Raw genomic sequence first — 12,680 nt, forward strand, 5'->3', positions numbered from 1 at the left:
GTCAGCGGGCGTCCTTGTCCCAGTCGAGGAGCGACCAGCCGCGCGCCGCTGCGATGGCGCGCAATTTGGACGACGGATTGACCGCAAAAGCCTCGTCGGAAAATTCGAAGAGGGGCAGGTCGGAGGCATGGTCGGAATAAAAGCGGATATGCGCGGCGGCGCGGTCGATCCCGGCGCTGTCCATGAAGGCGCGCAGCATGCGCAGCTTGTCGGCGCCATAGCAGTTGGTGCCGCCGAGTTCGGGGAGTAGCACGCCATCGCGCCAGCTCGACGCGGTCGCGACGACATCGTCGATCCCGAGCCGCTCGGCGATCGTCGCGGCATAGAAATGCGGCGCGGCGGTCGCGAGAATGATGCGGCGCCCGGCGGCGCGTTCGGCGGCGATCAGCGCGCGGCCTTCGGCATAGAGGCCGTTTTCGAGCAAGCGGTCGGCAAAGCGGTCGGCGAGCGCCTGTGCATCGGCCTTCGGCAGCGCACCGCCGATCATCAGCCGGTGCATCAGCGGCTTCATCGTCCGGCGCGGGATGAGCTTCAGCGCATAGAGCAGCGCGGCGGGGATCAGCAGCGGTGCGAGCAGCAGCCGCCACGGCGCGCGGGTGCGCGCCGCGAACAGCAGGAAGGGCGTATAGGTCGGCAGGATCGTCAGCGTGCGGTCGAGATCGAACACTGACAGCGCAATGGGACGCGGCGCGGCGGCGGGTGCGAACGCATCCGTCATTCTTTGCCCCTGATCCATCGTCATATCTTCCATCGCGGCGCCCGGTGACCGCGGCATGTCTGCCGCGGCCGCACGATTATGTCTTTTTCGCCGTCGCCGCTAGGTCATTGATGGGCGCGCGGCGACGAAGGTCATTTCGGCTGCGGTTTTTCGACCAGTTCGCGCTGGAGAAAGCCGTGAAGCATCGCGGCACGCACCGCATCCTCGGCATGGTCGGCGCCGACCGAATGACCGCCCTCCAGATATTCGTGATAATAGACGCTGTTGCCATATTCCTTCAGCCGCGCGGCAAATTTGCGCGCGTGGCCGGGGTGGACGCGATCGTCCTTGGTCGACAGATAAAGGAAGATCGGCGGATATTTCACGCCCTTGCGGACATTCTGATAGGGCGAATATTTCGACATGAACGCCCAGTCGGCGGGATTGTCGGGGTCGCCATATTCGGCGACCCACGATGCGCCCGCGAGCATCTTGTTATAGCGGCGCATGTCCTTGAGCGGCGATCCCGAGATCACCGCGCCATAAAGATCGGGGCGCTGCGTCATCGCCGCGCCGACGAGAACGCCGCCGTTCGAGCGGCCCGAAATCGCGATCTTGCCCCTGGTGCTCACACCGGTCTTGACCAGATCTTCGGCGACCGCATGAAGGTCGTCGAAGCTGTTCTGACGCTTCTCGCGCAGTGCCGCCTGATGCCAGCCGGGGCCATATTCGCCGCCGCCGCGGATGCCTGCGAGGACATAGGCGTTGCCGTCCTCGACCCAGAACAGGCCGAGCGGCCCGGCGCGATAGGGCTGACCGGTGAGATAGCCCGGGGTTTGCGCGGCGCGGAAGCCGCCATAGGCGTGGACGAGCGCGGGGACGGGGCCCGTGCTGCCTTTCTTGCGGACGAGGAAATAGGGGACTCGCGTGCCGTCCTTCGACGTCGCGAAGCGTTTTTCGACACGCATATCCTTGGCGTCGAAGGTTGCGGGCAGGCTCTGGACGCTGTGTGGTGCTCCACTTTCGCCGACGGCATAGAGCGTCGGCGGAGTGAGCATCGTCTCGGCAGTTGCGAGGACGAGGTCGCGCTTGCCGACCGTCGCGGCGATCTCGACCGTCGCGTTGGCGGCGAGCGGGACTTCCTTGCGGCTCCATGTCCCGGTCGCAGGGTCGCGGCGCAGCGCGAACAGCTTGCCCTCGACATCGTCGAGCGCCTTCACCCACAAGACATTATCGCTCGCCGAGACACTCTCGATTGCCTGCGCTCTGGTCGGTTCCATCACCTTGACGATCGCGACCTTGCGGTCGGCCGACATGTCGGCGAGCGACAGCGAGACCAGCGAGCCTGCACCTATGCCGGCATAATCCTTGTTGAGAAAGATGATCGCCTGTCCGCCCAGCACGTCGCGGAAGTCGGCGGTGTCGGGGATGATCGTGCTGATGTAGCGCGAGCGATCGATGTTCGGGATTTTATAGTCGGTGGTGTAGAAGGTCTTGGCGCGGCTGATCACCGGCCAGCGTGTGTCGCCGTCCATCGCGGCAAAGACGCTCATCCCGACATCTTCGGCCTCTCCCTCGGCCACTGTTTCGGCGGCCGACAGCGGCGTGCCGCGCTTCCAGCGCTTGACGATGCGCGGATAGCCCGACGCGGTCATGCTGCCTTCGCCATAATCGGTCGCGACCAGCAGCGTGTCGGCGTTTTCCCATGTCACGCTGCTCTTCGCCTGCGGCACCGTGAAGCCGCCCTCCACGAAGCGCTTCGTGGTGCGGTCCCATTCGCGCACGATATCCGAATCGGTACCGCCGGGGCTCAGCGAGACAAGGCAGCGCGTATATTCGGGGGCGAGGCAGTCGGCGCCGTGCCAGACCCAGCTTTGCTTCTCGGCCTTGCCGAGCGCGTCGACGTCGATCAGCGTCGTCCATACGGGCTTGCCGGCAAGCCAGGCATCGAGCGGGCTTTGCCGCCACAGTCCGCGCGGGTTGGCGCCGTCGCGCCAGACATTGGTGACGGTGTCGCCCATCACCGCGTCGGGCATTGCGATTTGCCGGTCATCGTCAAGGATTTCGCGCGCGCGCTTGCGGTCGGCTTCGAACCCGGGGCGGTTCAGCAACAGCTTGTCGGCCGCGGCATTTTCCTTTTTCACCCAGTCGAGGGCCTTCGCGCCCTCGATATCTTCCAGCCACAGCCAGGGATCTGTGTCGTCCTGCGCAGCGACGGCAACGGCGGCGATCGAACAGCTAAGGGCAAGCGCGGCAAGGCTGGCGCGGATCATGTCATTCTCCATTGGGGTGTCGTGGCGCTGTGCTAGCATCGCTAGACACCCCAAGGGAAGCCGGAGCCTATTGGTCGATGATGATCGTTCCGGGGTGATGCTTGTCGAGATGCTTCTTGATGATTTTCAGATTGCGGGTGTTCGACCGGAACATAAAGTCGAACGCGTCGCCGACCAGCGGGATCGCGCCGAGCGCGGTATCGATGCCCAGATTGCCCATCATTCGCACGATTTTCCATTTCGGCATGCCCAGGTTGCGGGCTTCCCAGATCAGATAGGCGCCCATCGCGGCGGTGATCAGGTCACCGACAACGGGAACAAGCCCGACGATCGCGTCGAGGCCGATCGGGCGGTTGATGCCGGGGACGATGAAACTGCGTTCGAGAATGATTTCCAGCATCTCGACGCGCTTGCGCAGCGCGGCGGGATCATTGCGGTTCGGGATCAGAGCTTCGAAAATGGCTTCGGGATTGGGGGACGAAGGGGCCATTCGGGTCCTTTCAGGTGCGGGCCAACGGGCACGCTTGGTAATTAATTGGGTGCGGCGATCACGCGATTCAATGGGTGGACGGCACGGGGGTTGGCGCGCAGGCCGGTCAGCCGCTGGGCTGCGACCGACCAGCGGAGTGGAGTCGCGAGCGGGATGAAGGGCGCATAGCGCGCCAATATCGCTTCGGCTTCGCCGATCTGCTGCGCGCGCTGCCCGGCGTCGACATTGCGGTTGGCGAGGTCGATAAGATTTTGCGCGTCGCGGTTGCACAGCGTGTCGCGCCGGCACGACAGGCGGCGCAGCGCCCAGACGGGGTCGTCGTTGGGCATCACCTCGTCGATCAGCTTGAGGTCGGCGGAGGACGTCATGCCGACGCGGATGCTGGAGACCCCGATCGCTGACAGGTCGGCGGCGACATAGGCGAATAATATGCGCCCACCGGGCGAATCCGGAACCGCGATGCGCAGCGGTTCGATCTCGCGCCCCGCGTGGCGCCAGGCATCGACGACGCGCCGCGCCTGTGTCTGCCGTGATACCTCGTCATAATCGGCCCAGGCGGGCTGGAGCGGGGCAGGGCCGCCCTCGCGGGTGAAAAGGGCAGGGCGCAAGGTCACCTGCGACTGCCATTCGGTCAGGCCAAAGGCCTCGACCAGTCGCTCGCGCCGGATCGCGCGGACCAGTGCGTCGCGATTGGTGTCGGTGGCGAGGAAGCCTTCGGCGCGAACAAATGCCAGTCCGAAAAGGCCGGGAGCGGGATCGACGACCAGCCGGTTGCGCCCGATGTTGGAGGCAGCGAAATAGGGCAAAGTCGAAAAACGTCCGCCCAGCACGCCGTCGGCATAGCCGTTTTTGAAACGGGCGAGCGCCTTTGCTGCGTCCGTGCCGACGAGTTCGATCGATGCCGCCGGGTCGTTCGCCGCGGCTTCGGCAGCCTCCGGATCCTCGGCGAGCGGATCGGGGACGGGCGACAGCAGCGCGGCCCGGCCGATCCTGCGCGGGCGCATAGGGCCCCAGCCGCGCCCCTTGCCGACGATCGCCATCGACGGCTGGGCGAGCAGTTCGAGCATGGCGGGCTGCGGCACCGACAGGCGAATTTCGACGACCGTGTCGGTCATCGCGCGGATCGCCTCGACCTCCGGAAAATCATCCTTCAGCACATGGCGGCTGGTGTCGGCCAGATAGGATCGCAGGATCGCGGCGACCTCTTCGGCCATTACCTTGCGCCCGTCGGTCCATTTCGCCTCGCGGATACGAAAAATATAGCTGCGCCCGTCGGCAGTGACGGTCCAGCGTTCGGCAAGGCCCGTGTCGATCTGCCCCTCGCCGTCATAACCGACAAGACCCTGCGACGTCGCATCGAGCAGCGCGGCATTGGCGGCCGACAATTCGCCGTTCAAGGGGTTTGCGCTGCCGCTTAGCGGGCCGATCGCCGCGACATGTACCGGGCCGCGCGCGCCGAACAGGCCGCAGCTTGTGACCGACAGTGCAAGGCCTGCTGCGACCGCCATTCGCATGGCGGTGCGCCCATATCTGCCTCTTGTCGTCATGATGCGCTTATGTCCTCCGCGTCGCGAACGCCGATCATAACCATCCGCGGCGAAACCGGAAGGGACGATAGCGTATTGGGGAATGTGGTGCGGACGCCGGGACTCGAACCCGGACTTCCAAAGGAAAGCAGATTTTAAGTCTGCTGCGTCTACCGGTTCCGCCACGTCCGCGCACCGACGCCCGTCAAGCGGATGACCGCGAAGAGGTCAAGCGGTGTTTGCGGGCTTCACCGCGCCGCGTCAGTCGGTTAGACCGGCGGGCATGGAAACAGTCCTCAGCATTTCCGGTCTCGGAAAAACCTACAAGAGTGGCCATCAGGCGCTTTCCGCCGTCGATCTCGACATTGCGAAGGGCGAAATTTTCGCGCTGCTCGGGCCGAATGGCGCCGGCAAGACGACGCTGATCAGCATCGTTTGCGGCATTGTGACGGCGAGCCGCGGCACGGTCACCGTCGCCGGGCACGACCACAGTCGCGACTATCGCGCCGCGCGGTCGATGATCGGGCTGGTGCCGCAGGAATTGCACACTGATTCGTTCGAAACCGTGATTGCGACGGTGAGCTTCTCGCGCGGGCTGTTTGGAAAGCCGCGCAACCCGGCCTTTATCGAGCAGTTGCTGCGCGACCTGTCGCTGTGGGACAAGCGCGATTCGAAGATCATGGAACTGTCGGGCGGAATGAAGCGCCGCGTGATGATCGCCAAGGCGTTGAGCCATGAGCCCGAAATCCTGTTCCTCGACGAACCGACCGCAGGGGTCGACGTCGAGTTGCGCCGGGACATGTGGAATATGGTGCGCGGCCTTCGCGAGCGCGGGGTCACTATCATCCTGACCACCCATTATATCGAGGAGGCCGAGGAGATGGCCGACCGGGTGGGGGTGATTAGCAAGGGGCAGCTGATCCTGGTCGAGGAGAAAAATGCGCTGATCAAGAAACTGGGGCGCAAGACGCTGACGCTCAACCTCGCCGAGCCGCTGGATACGGTGCCCGGCGAATTGGCCGACTGGAAGCTGGAGCTGGCGGGGGAGGGGCATGAGCTGGTCTATGAATTCGACAGCCAGGCCGAGGCGACGGGGGTGCCGTCGCTGCTGCGGCGGATGAGCGACATCGGTATCGGGTTCAAGGATCTCCACACCAGGCAAAGTTCGCTTGAGGATATTTTCGTCGGGCTGGTGCATGAAACCAGTCCAAAACAAAATGGGGCGGAGCAGGCAGCATGATTTCCAATATCCGCGGGATTCGCGCTATCTATCTGTTCGAAATGGCGCGTTTTGGTCGGACCTTCTGGACCAGCCTGATGCTGCCGGTGATCACGACGGCGCTCTATTTTGTCGTCTTCGGATCGGCGATCGGAAGCCGGATGACCGAGGTCGGCAGCGTGCCCTATGGCGCATTCATCGTCCCCGGGCTGATGATGTTAACGATGTTCACTGAGAGCATCAGCAACGCCAGTTTCGGCATCTATATGCCGAAGTGGACGGGGACGATTTACGAGATGCTGTCGGCGCCGATGTCGCCGCTCGAGCTGTTGATCGCCTATGTCGGCGCCGCGGCGACCAAATCGGTGATTATCGGTTCGATCATCTTCGCGACCGCGCATCTGTTCGTCGATATCCAGGTCGCGCACCCGCTGTGGATGGCGGGGTTTATGATGTTAATGGCGATAACATTCTGCCTGTTCGGCTTCATCATTGGCATATGGGCGCAGAGCTTTGAACAGCTTCAGGTGATTCCGCTGCTCGTCGTTTATCCGCTGACCTTTTTGGGCGGCGCCTTCTACTCGCTCGACATGCTGCCGGCTGCGTGGCGGACGGTGACCTTGTTCAACCCCGTCGTCTATCTGATCAGCGGTTTCCGCTGGACCTTCTTTGGCGAGGGTGATGTCGGGATCGGCGTCAGCATGGGCGCGGTCGCGCTGTTCCTGACATTGTGCCTGGGCGTGATCTTCTGGATGTTCCGGACGGGGTATCGGCTCAAGAACTGAGGCGGCTGCAAAACAGCGATCTCCCGCTCCCGGTCTTGCTTCAGGCCGAGAGCGGGGGATTGGTCCCCGGGGTTTCGCCGGGGGTACCATGAACGGCCCGGAAGGCCGAAATTCAGTCGTTCAGACGCTCGCGCATTTCCTTGCCGGGCTTGAAATAGGGCACGGCCTTCGCCTGCACATCCACCGGAGCCCCCGTGCGCGGATTGCGGCCGGTACGCGAGTCGCGGCTGCGTGTTGAAAACGCCCCGAAACCGCGCAATTCGACGCGTCCGCCAGCGGCGAGCTGCTCGACGATGGAATCAAAGAAGCTGTCGACGATCCGTTCGACCTCTTCCAAGCGCAAATCGCTGTTTTCACTCGCGATCTTCTGAACCAGTTCCGACCGGATCATATGCTTCCCCTGCTTTTTTGCGCGCATCCTGCAAATGCTAGCCATCCGGACGATGCCGGCTTTTTTCGCGTGAGGACCCCTCCCACCGCGGAAGCGAGAGTATCACGATTCATTGTATGGTCAAAAATATATCACCCAACGAAAAAGGCCCGCAGAGGGACACTCTGCGGGCCTTTATCAGGTGTTAGTCAGGCGGAAGGATTAGTCCTTCTTGCCCGCCTTCAGCGCTTCGCCGAGGATGTCGCCAAGCGACGCACCCGAATCCGACGAACCGTACTGAGCGACAGCCTGCTTCTCTTCGGCGATCTGCATCGCCTTGACCGAGAAGTTCGGCTTCTTCGAACGGTCGAAGCCGATGACCATCGCATCGAACTTCTGGCCGACCTGGTAACGCTCAGCACGCTGTTCGTCGCGGTCGCGGCCAAGGTCGGCGCGCTTGATGAAGCCGGTGGCGCCATCGTCGCCAGCCTGAACTTCGAGGCCATTGTCGCGGACTTCGAGAACGGTGACGGTGACGACGTCGTTCTTCTTCACCGAGCCAGCAGCAGCGGTACCGCCGCCAACGGCCGGAGCACCCTTTTCAAGCTGCTTGATGCCGAGGCTGATGCGTTCCTTCTCGACGTCGACGTCGAGAACGACGACCTGCACGGCCTCGCCCTTGCGGTGGAGGTGCAGCGCTTCTTCGCCCGAGATGCCCCAAGCGATGTCCGACATGTGAACCATGCCGTCGACGTCGCCCGGCAGGCCAACGAACAGACCGAATTCGGTTGCGTTCTTGACTTCGCCTTCGACGACCGAACCGACCGGATGCTGGTCAGCAAATGCGCCCCAGGGGTTCGACTGAGCCTGCTTGAGGCCCAGCGAGATGCGGCGCTTGTCGCTGTCGACTTCGAGGACGATGACGTCGACTTCCTGGCTGGTCGAAACGATCTTGCCGGGGTGGACGTTCTTCTTGACCCACGACATTTCGCTGACGTGGACCAGGCCTTCGATGCCGGGTTCCAGTTCGACGAACGCACCATAGTCGGTGATGTTCGTGACGGTGCCCGACAGCTTCGCGCCGACGGGATACTTGGCGGCAACGCCTTCCCACGGATCGCTTTCGAGCTGCTTCATGCCGAGGCTGATGCGCTGCGTGTCGCGGTTGATGCGGATGATCTGAACGCGGACGGTGTCACCGATGTTGATGACTTCGCTCGGGTGGTTGACGCGCTTGTAGCTCATGTCGGTGACATGGAGCAGGCCGTCGATGCCGCCGAGGTCAACGAACGCACCATAGTCGGTGATGTTCTTGACGGCGCCTTCGATGATCTGACCTTCTTCCAGGTTCTGGATCAGGCCCGAGCGCTGTTCGGCGCGCGTTTCTTCGAGGATGGCGCGGCGCGACACGACGATGTTGCCGCGGCGACGATCCATCTTCAGGATCTGGAAAGGCTGCGGCAGGTCCATGAGCGGGCCAACGTCGCGCACGGGGCGGATGTCGACCTGCGAACCCGGAAGGAACGCCACGGCGCCGCCGAGGTCGACGGTGAAGCCGCCCTTGACGCGACCGAAGATGACGCCTTCGACGCGTGCTTCCTTGTTGAATTCTTCTTCCAGGCGATCCCAGGCGGCTTCGCGGCGAGCGCGATCGCGGGACAGCATGGTTTCGCCATTGGCGTTTTCGACGCGGTCGACATAGACTTCGACTTCGTCACCGACGTTGATGTCGGCCTTCTGGCCCGGCATGGCGAATTCGCGAAGCGGCACGCGGCCTTCGCTCTTCAAACCAATGTCGATAACTGCCAGGTCGTTTTCGATCGCGGTGACGGTGCCCTTGACGACGCGGCCTTCAAAGCCGCCGTCAGCACCACCGAGCGATTCATCGAGCATCGCGGCGAAATCGTCGCGCGTCGGGAAAGCCGTAGTGGCCATAGAGTGTGTTCCTTACTTCATTTGTTCCGGCCAAGCGGTTGGTTCCGCTGGTCTTGTGGCCGATATGCCAAGCCCGCCGGATGCGGAGCGCGGCATCCTTCGAACGTCTTTGCGGTCGGGCATGAGTAAAGCAAAAAGCGCGCGACGGGTGCGTCCCGTCACGCCCGGCGCTCGGTCGGAGCGGCGGTCTGTCCATGCCTCAACCGGTGAAAACACCCGTCGGACGCGGCGGCCTATAGTCCAATCGCCGCCTGTGGGCAAAGAAAAAAGGGTGGCCTGAAGGGGCCCCTATATGCCGGTATTGGCGGTGCGTTCGGTAACGAAGGCGATCGCCGCGGCGATCGCCGCGTCCTGATCCAGATTCGTGTTGTCGAGCAGCATTGCATCATCGGCGCGCAGCAGCGGGGCGTCGGCGCGGCCGGTGTCGCGGGCATCGCGGGCGTGAATGTCGGCGAGCACGGCGTCATAGGTCACATTGACGCCGCGGGACTGCATTTCGGCGTGGCGGCGGCGCGCGCGTTCCTCCGCGCTGGCCGTTACAAACAGCTTGGCATCGGCGTGCGGCGCGATGACGGTGCCGATGTCGCGCCCGTCGAGAACCGCGCCGCCGGGCTGGTTTGCGAAATCGACCTGACGCTGGAACAGCGCGGCGCGCACCGCTGGATGGATCGAAACGCGGCTGGCGAGGCTGCCGGTGGTCTCGTAGCGCAGCGCTGGGTCATCGAGCAGGCTGTCGGGAAAGTCACAAGCGGCGAGGGCGTCGGCGGCATCATCGGTGTCGCCGTGATTGAGCTGCGTCTGATAGCCGACCGCGCGATAGAGCAGCCCGGTGTCGAGCACAGGCAGGCCGAAATGCACGGCAAGTGCCCGCGCGATGGTGCCTTTGCCCGATGCCGTCGGGCCGTCGACCGCGATGATCATCAGTTGATCTGGAACGCGTCGATGCGCGCGCTGGTCAGCCGGTCGTCGGGGCCGAACAGGAGTTTGAACCAGGCGTCGTTTGCGAACGCGCCACTGCACGAGGCGATGCCGTCGCCTTCGCCGGCTTTGCCGGGCTCAAGGCAGTCGACGGTGATTCCGGGAAGGAAGGCCCGGACCTTCGCGAGAACATCGGGACGCGAACGCGCGGCGCCGATACCCAATGCCGCAATGTCGCGATTGCCCAGTGTGGCGACGTCGACCAGTTTGATCGCGAGGGTGTCGCCGGCAAAAATGTGGCGCACGCCGACTTCGTCCTCCCATTCGCATGATATGCCGTCGTCGTCGCAGACGTCGCCATTGACCAGTCGGCCGACCGCCTGCGGGGTGCCCGGCAGATTGAGCGGATAGCGCGAGAAGCTGGCGTCGGCGCGATCGAAGGCGGGATCAGCGGCGTGGGCGGCACCCGAAAACCCGAGAAGGAGCGCGGCGGCGACCAGGGTGGCGGGAAGGCGTTTGGTCATCTGGAACTCCTCGGTGCAGCATGTTCGGCAAGCGGACAGGGCATTGATCACATAGCCGGAATTGGCAATCGATGATCAGGATCACAACGTCGGCGGCAAGGGGTGCCGCTCCTCAGCCACGATCCCCCTGAAGGCCTGCGAGCAGTGCTTCGAAATTCGGGAAGCTGGTGGCAATCGGCGAGATATCGTCGATCGTCACCGGCGCCTTGCTGACGAGCCCGGCAATGGCGAAGCTCATGCAGATGCGGTGATCGAGATGGCCCTCGATCGTCGCTCCGCCGGGCAGCAGATCGCCACCGGCGCCGTCGATGACCAGGCCGTCTTCGCTCTCCTCAACGCGTGCGCCGATCGCTGCAAGGCCGGTTGCCATCACTGCGATGCGGTCACTTTCCTTGACGCGCAGTTCGTCGAGGCCGGTGGTGACGGTGCGGCCTTCGGCGAGCGCCGCGGCGACGAACAGGATGGGGAATTCGTCGACCATGCTCGGTACGACGGCAGGATCGACCACGATACCCTTCAAAGCGCTGTGACGGACGCGGAGGTCCGCGACGGGCTCGCCGCCGACTTCACGAGGGTCGAGCAGTTCGATGTTTCCACCCATCTGCTGCAAGACGTCGATCAGTCCGGCGCGGGTCGGGTTGAGCCCGACATTGGCGATGGTGACGTCGGAGCCGGGGACGAGCAGTGCCGCGACGATGAAGAAGGCGGCTGACGACGGGTCGCCGGGGACGGTGATCGTCTGCGGCTTCAACTCGGCTTCGCCGACAATGCGAATATGACGCGTGCCGTCGGTGTCGACGTCGACGGTCAGTTCGGCGCCGAAGCCGCGCAGCATGCGCTCGCTATGGTCCCGGGTCGGCACGGGCTCGATGACTTCGGTGATGCCGGGGGTGTTGAGCCCCGCGAGCAGGATCGCGCTCTTCACCTGCGCCGAGGCGACAGGAAGGCGATAGGAAAGCGGTACGGCGGGCGCGAGGCCGCGCACCATCAGCGGCAGGCGGCCACCGGGCGAGGCGCTGATATCGGCGCCCATTTGGCTGAGCGGATCGATGACGCGGCCCATCGGGCGGCCCGACAGGCTGGCGTCGCCGATGAAGGTCGTGGTGATCGGGTGGGTAGCGACGAGGCCCATGAGCAGGCGGGTCGAGGTGCCGCTGTTGCCCATGTCGAGCGCTTCGCGCGGCTGGAGCAGCCCGCCGACCCCGACCCCATGGATGCGCCATTCGCCATCGTGCTTGCGTTCGATCGTCGCGCCCATCGCGCGCATCGCGGCGGCGGTGGCGAGGACGTCATGTCCTTCGAGCAGGCCGGTGACGCGGCTTTCGCCGACCGCGAGCGCGGAGAGCATCAGCGCGCGATGCGAGATGCTTTTGTCGCCGGGAATGGCGATCTTGCCCCTCAGCGGAGTGGAGGCGGAAAAGCGGCGCGGGGTGGCTGGGCTATGGGTCATGGCGAGCGGCTTTTGACAGCGCCGCTACAATCTGGCAAGGCGCACGCCGATTTGACGGAAAGCTGTACAGCTACCGTCGTCTTCCGATATTTCTATCCTGTTTCCAGAAGGTTACGAGGCTTATATGGTAAAGGCTGAATGGGGCACCAAGCGCAGCTGCCCGAAATGTGCCACCCGATTCTACGATTTGACCAAGGATGATCCGATCAGCTGCATCAGCTGCGGATATAGCTGGATACCGGAATCGGTGCTGAAATCGAAACAGCCGATGCCGTTTGAGGAAGCTGAAAAGCCCGGCAAGGTCGTCAAGGAAGAGGCGGTCGACGACGATCTGGATCTGGACGTCGATGTCGATGAGGACAGCGATTCGCCCGACAACGACGTCGACCTCGGCGGCGACGACGATCTGGGCGTCGCCACGACCGACGATGATAATGAGGTCGAGAGCTGATTTTTTCGCGAGGGGCCAAAAAAAGCATCGCATGATGCATTT

Annotated in this window: 12 protein-coding genes and 1 tRNA gene; 3 read left to right on the forward strand and 10 right to left on the reverse strand. The window is 63.7% G+C overall.

What is annotated here, in order from left to right; translation table 11 throughout:
* Position 1 precedes the first annotated feature (1 nt).
* The 5 genes from AC1RRJ_RS12140 to AC1RRJ_RS12160 all read right to left on the reverse strand — a co-directional run bounded on the left by AC1RRJ_RS12140 (position 2) and on the right by AC1RRJ_RS12160 (position 5,178).
* Complete coding sequence (locus tag AC1RRJ_RS12140) at positions 2–718, reverse strand: HAD family hydrolase (protein ID WP_493122968.1); 717 nt, start codon at positions 716–718, stop codon at positions 2–4.
* 131 nt (positions 719–849) lie between these two features.
* The gene (locus AC1RRJ_RS12145; RefSeq protein ID WP_493122970.1) at positions 850–2,970 is read right to left on the reverse strand and encodes a prolyl oligopeptidase family serine peptidase; all 2,121 of its coding nucleotides are present in this window, start codon (positions 2,968–2,970) and stop codon (positions 850–852) included.
* Between the two features lie 67 nt (positions 2,971–3,037).
* Positions 3,038–3,460 carry a DUF4112 domain-containing protein gene (locus AC1RRJ_RS12150; protein WP_493122972.1) on the reverse strand — a complete coding sequence of 141 codons (423 nt, stop codon included), beginning with the start codon at positions 3,458–3,460 and terminating at the stop codon, positions 3,038–3,040.
* 41 nt (positions 3,461–3,501) lie between these two features.
* The gene (locus AC1RRJ_RS12155; RefSeq protein ID WP_493122974.1) at positions 3,502–4,974 is read right to left on the reverse strand and encodes an ABC transporter substrate-binding protein; all 1,473 of its coding nucleotides are present in this window, start codon (positions 4,972–4,974) and stop codon (positions 3,502–3,504) included.
* 118 nt (positions 4,975–5,092) lie between these two features.
* Positions 5,093–5,178: transfer RNA gene (locus tag AC1RRJ_RS12160), tRNA-Leu, on the reverse strand.
* A 91-nt stretch (positions 5,179–5,269) separates the two neighbouring features.
* On the opposite strand from AC1RRJ_RS12160, the gene AC1RRJ_RS12165 reads away from it, so the two are divergent.
* Positions 5,270–6,226: an ABC transporter ATP-binding protein gene (locus tag AC1RRJ_RS12165; protein ID WP_493122976.1), complete on the forward strand. Its 957-nt coding sequence runs from the start codon at positions 5,270–5,272 to the stop codon at positions 6,224–6,226.
* Complete coding sequence (locus tag AC1RRJ_RS12170; protein WP_493122978.1) at positions 6,223–6,990, forward strand: ABC transporter permease; 768 nt, start codon at positions 6,223–6,225, stop codon at positions 6,988–6,990. Before AC1RRJ_RS12165 ends, AC1RRJ_RS12170 begins: the two co-directional genes overlap by 4 nt.
* Positions 6,991–7,102: 112 nt before the next feature.
* Here AC1RRJ_RS12170 and AC1RRJ_RS12175 read toward each other — a convergent pair whose 3' ends face one another.
* The 5 genes from AC1RRJ_RS12175 to aroA all read right to left on the reverse strand — a co-directional run bounded on the left by AC1RRJ_RS12175 (position 7,103) and on the right by aroA (position 12,187).
* Complete coding sequence (locus AC1RRJ_RS12175) at positions 7,103–7,381, reverse strand: integration host factor subunit beta (RefSeq protein ID WP_493122980.1); 279 nt, start codon at positions 7,379–7,381, stop codon at positions 7,103–7,105.
* 201 nt (positions 7,382–7,582) lie between these two features.
* The gene (gene rpsA, locus AC1RRJ_RS12180; protein ID WP_493122982.1) at positions 7,583–9,295 is read right to left on the reverse strand and encodes a 30S ribosomal protein S1; all 1,713 of its coding nucleotides are present in this window, start codon (positions 9,293–9,295) and stop codon (positions 7,583–7,585) included.
* A gap of 288 nt (positions 9,296–9,583) precedes the next feature.
* Entirely contained in the window at positions 9,584–10,216 is a 633-nt protein-coding gene (locus AC1RRJ_RS12185) for a (d)CMP kinase (protein WP_493122984.1), read from the reverse strand.
* Complete coding sequence (locus AC1RRJ_RS12190) at positions 10,216–10,737, reverse strand: hypothetical protein (RefSeq protein WP_493122986.1); 522 nt, start codon at positions 10,735–10,737, stop codon at positions 10,216–10,218. The genes AC1RRJ_RS12185 and AC1RRJ_RS12190 overlap by 1 nt, the downstream gene beginning before the upstream one ends.
* A 112-nt stretch (positions 10,738–10,849) precedes the next feature.
* On the reverse strand, positions 10,850–12,187 hold the full coding sequence (gene aroA / locus AC1RRJ_RS12195; protein ID WP_493122988.1) for a 3-phosphoshikimate 1-carboxyvinyltransferase: 1,338 nt from the start codon (positions 12,185–12,187) through the stop codon (positions 10,850–10,852).
* A 124-nt stretch (positions 12,188–12,311) separates the two neighbouring features.
* Between aroA and AC1RRJ_RS12200 the strand changes: the two genes are divergently transcribed.
* Positions 12,312–12,638, forward strand: a complete 327-nt coding sequence (locus AC1RRJ_RS12200) for a TIGR02300 family protein (protein WP_493122990.1) — start codon at positions 12,312–12,314, stop codon at positions 12,636–12,638.
* The last annotated feature ends 42 nt before the right edge of the window (positions 12,639–12,680 follow it).

The organism is Sphingopyxis sp. GW821-FHT12C06 (assembly GCF_058807415.1).

Coding starts and splice junctions, on each gene's coding strand:
- AC1RRJ_RS12140 (WP_493122968.1), bottom strand. CDS start 718: ATGACGGATGCGTTCGCACCCGCCGCCGCGCCGCGTCCCATTGCGCTG.
- AC1RRJ_RS12145 (WP_493122970.1), bottom strand. CDS start 2,970: ATGATCCGCGCCAGCCTTGCCGCGCTTGCCCTTAGCTGTTCGATCGCC.
- AC1RRJ_RS12150 (WP_493122972.1), bottom strand. CDS start 3,460: ATGGCCCCTTCGTCCCCCAATCCCGAAGCCATTTTCGAAGCTCTGATC.
- AC1RRJ_RS12155 (WP_493122974.1), bottom strand. CDS start 4,974: ATGCGAATGGCGGTCGCAGCAGGCCTTGCACTGTCGGTCACAAGCTGC.
- AC1RRJ_RS12165 (WP_493122976.1), top strand. CDS start 5,270: ATGGAAACAGTCCTCAGCATTTCCGGTCTCGGAAAAACCTACAAGAGT.
- AC1RRJ_RS12170 (WP_493122978.1), top strand. CDS start 6,223: ATGATTTCCAATATCCGCGGGATTCGCGCTATCTATCTGTTCGAAATG.
- AC1RRJ_RS12175 (WP_493122980.1), bottom strand. CDS start 7,381: ATGATCCGGTCGGAACTGGTTCAGAAGATCGCGAGTGAAAACAGCGAT.
- rpsA (WP_493122982.1), bottom strand. CDS start 9,295: ATGGCCACTACGGCTTTCCCGACGCGCGACGATTTCGCCGCGATGCTC.
- AC1RRJ_RS12185 (WP_493122984.1), bottom strand. CDS start 10,216: ATGATCATCGCGGTCGACGGCCCGACGGCATCGGGCAAAGGCACCATC.
- AC1RRJ_RS12190 (WP_493122986.1), bottom strand. CDS start 10,737: ATGACCAAACGCCTTCCCGCCACCCTGGTCGCCGCCGCGCTCCTTCTC.
- aroA (WP_493122988.1), bottom strand. CDS start 12,187: ATGACCCATAGCCCAGCCACCCCGCGCCGCTTTTCCGCCTCCACTCCG.
- AC1RRJ_RS12200 (WP_493122990.1), top strand. CDS start 12,312: ATGGTAAAGGCTGAATGGGGCACCAAGCGCAGCTGCCCGAAATGTGCC.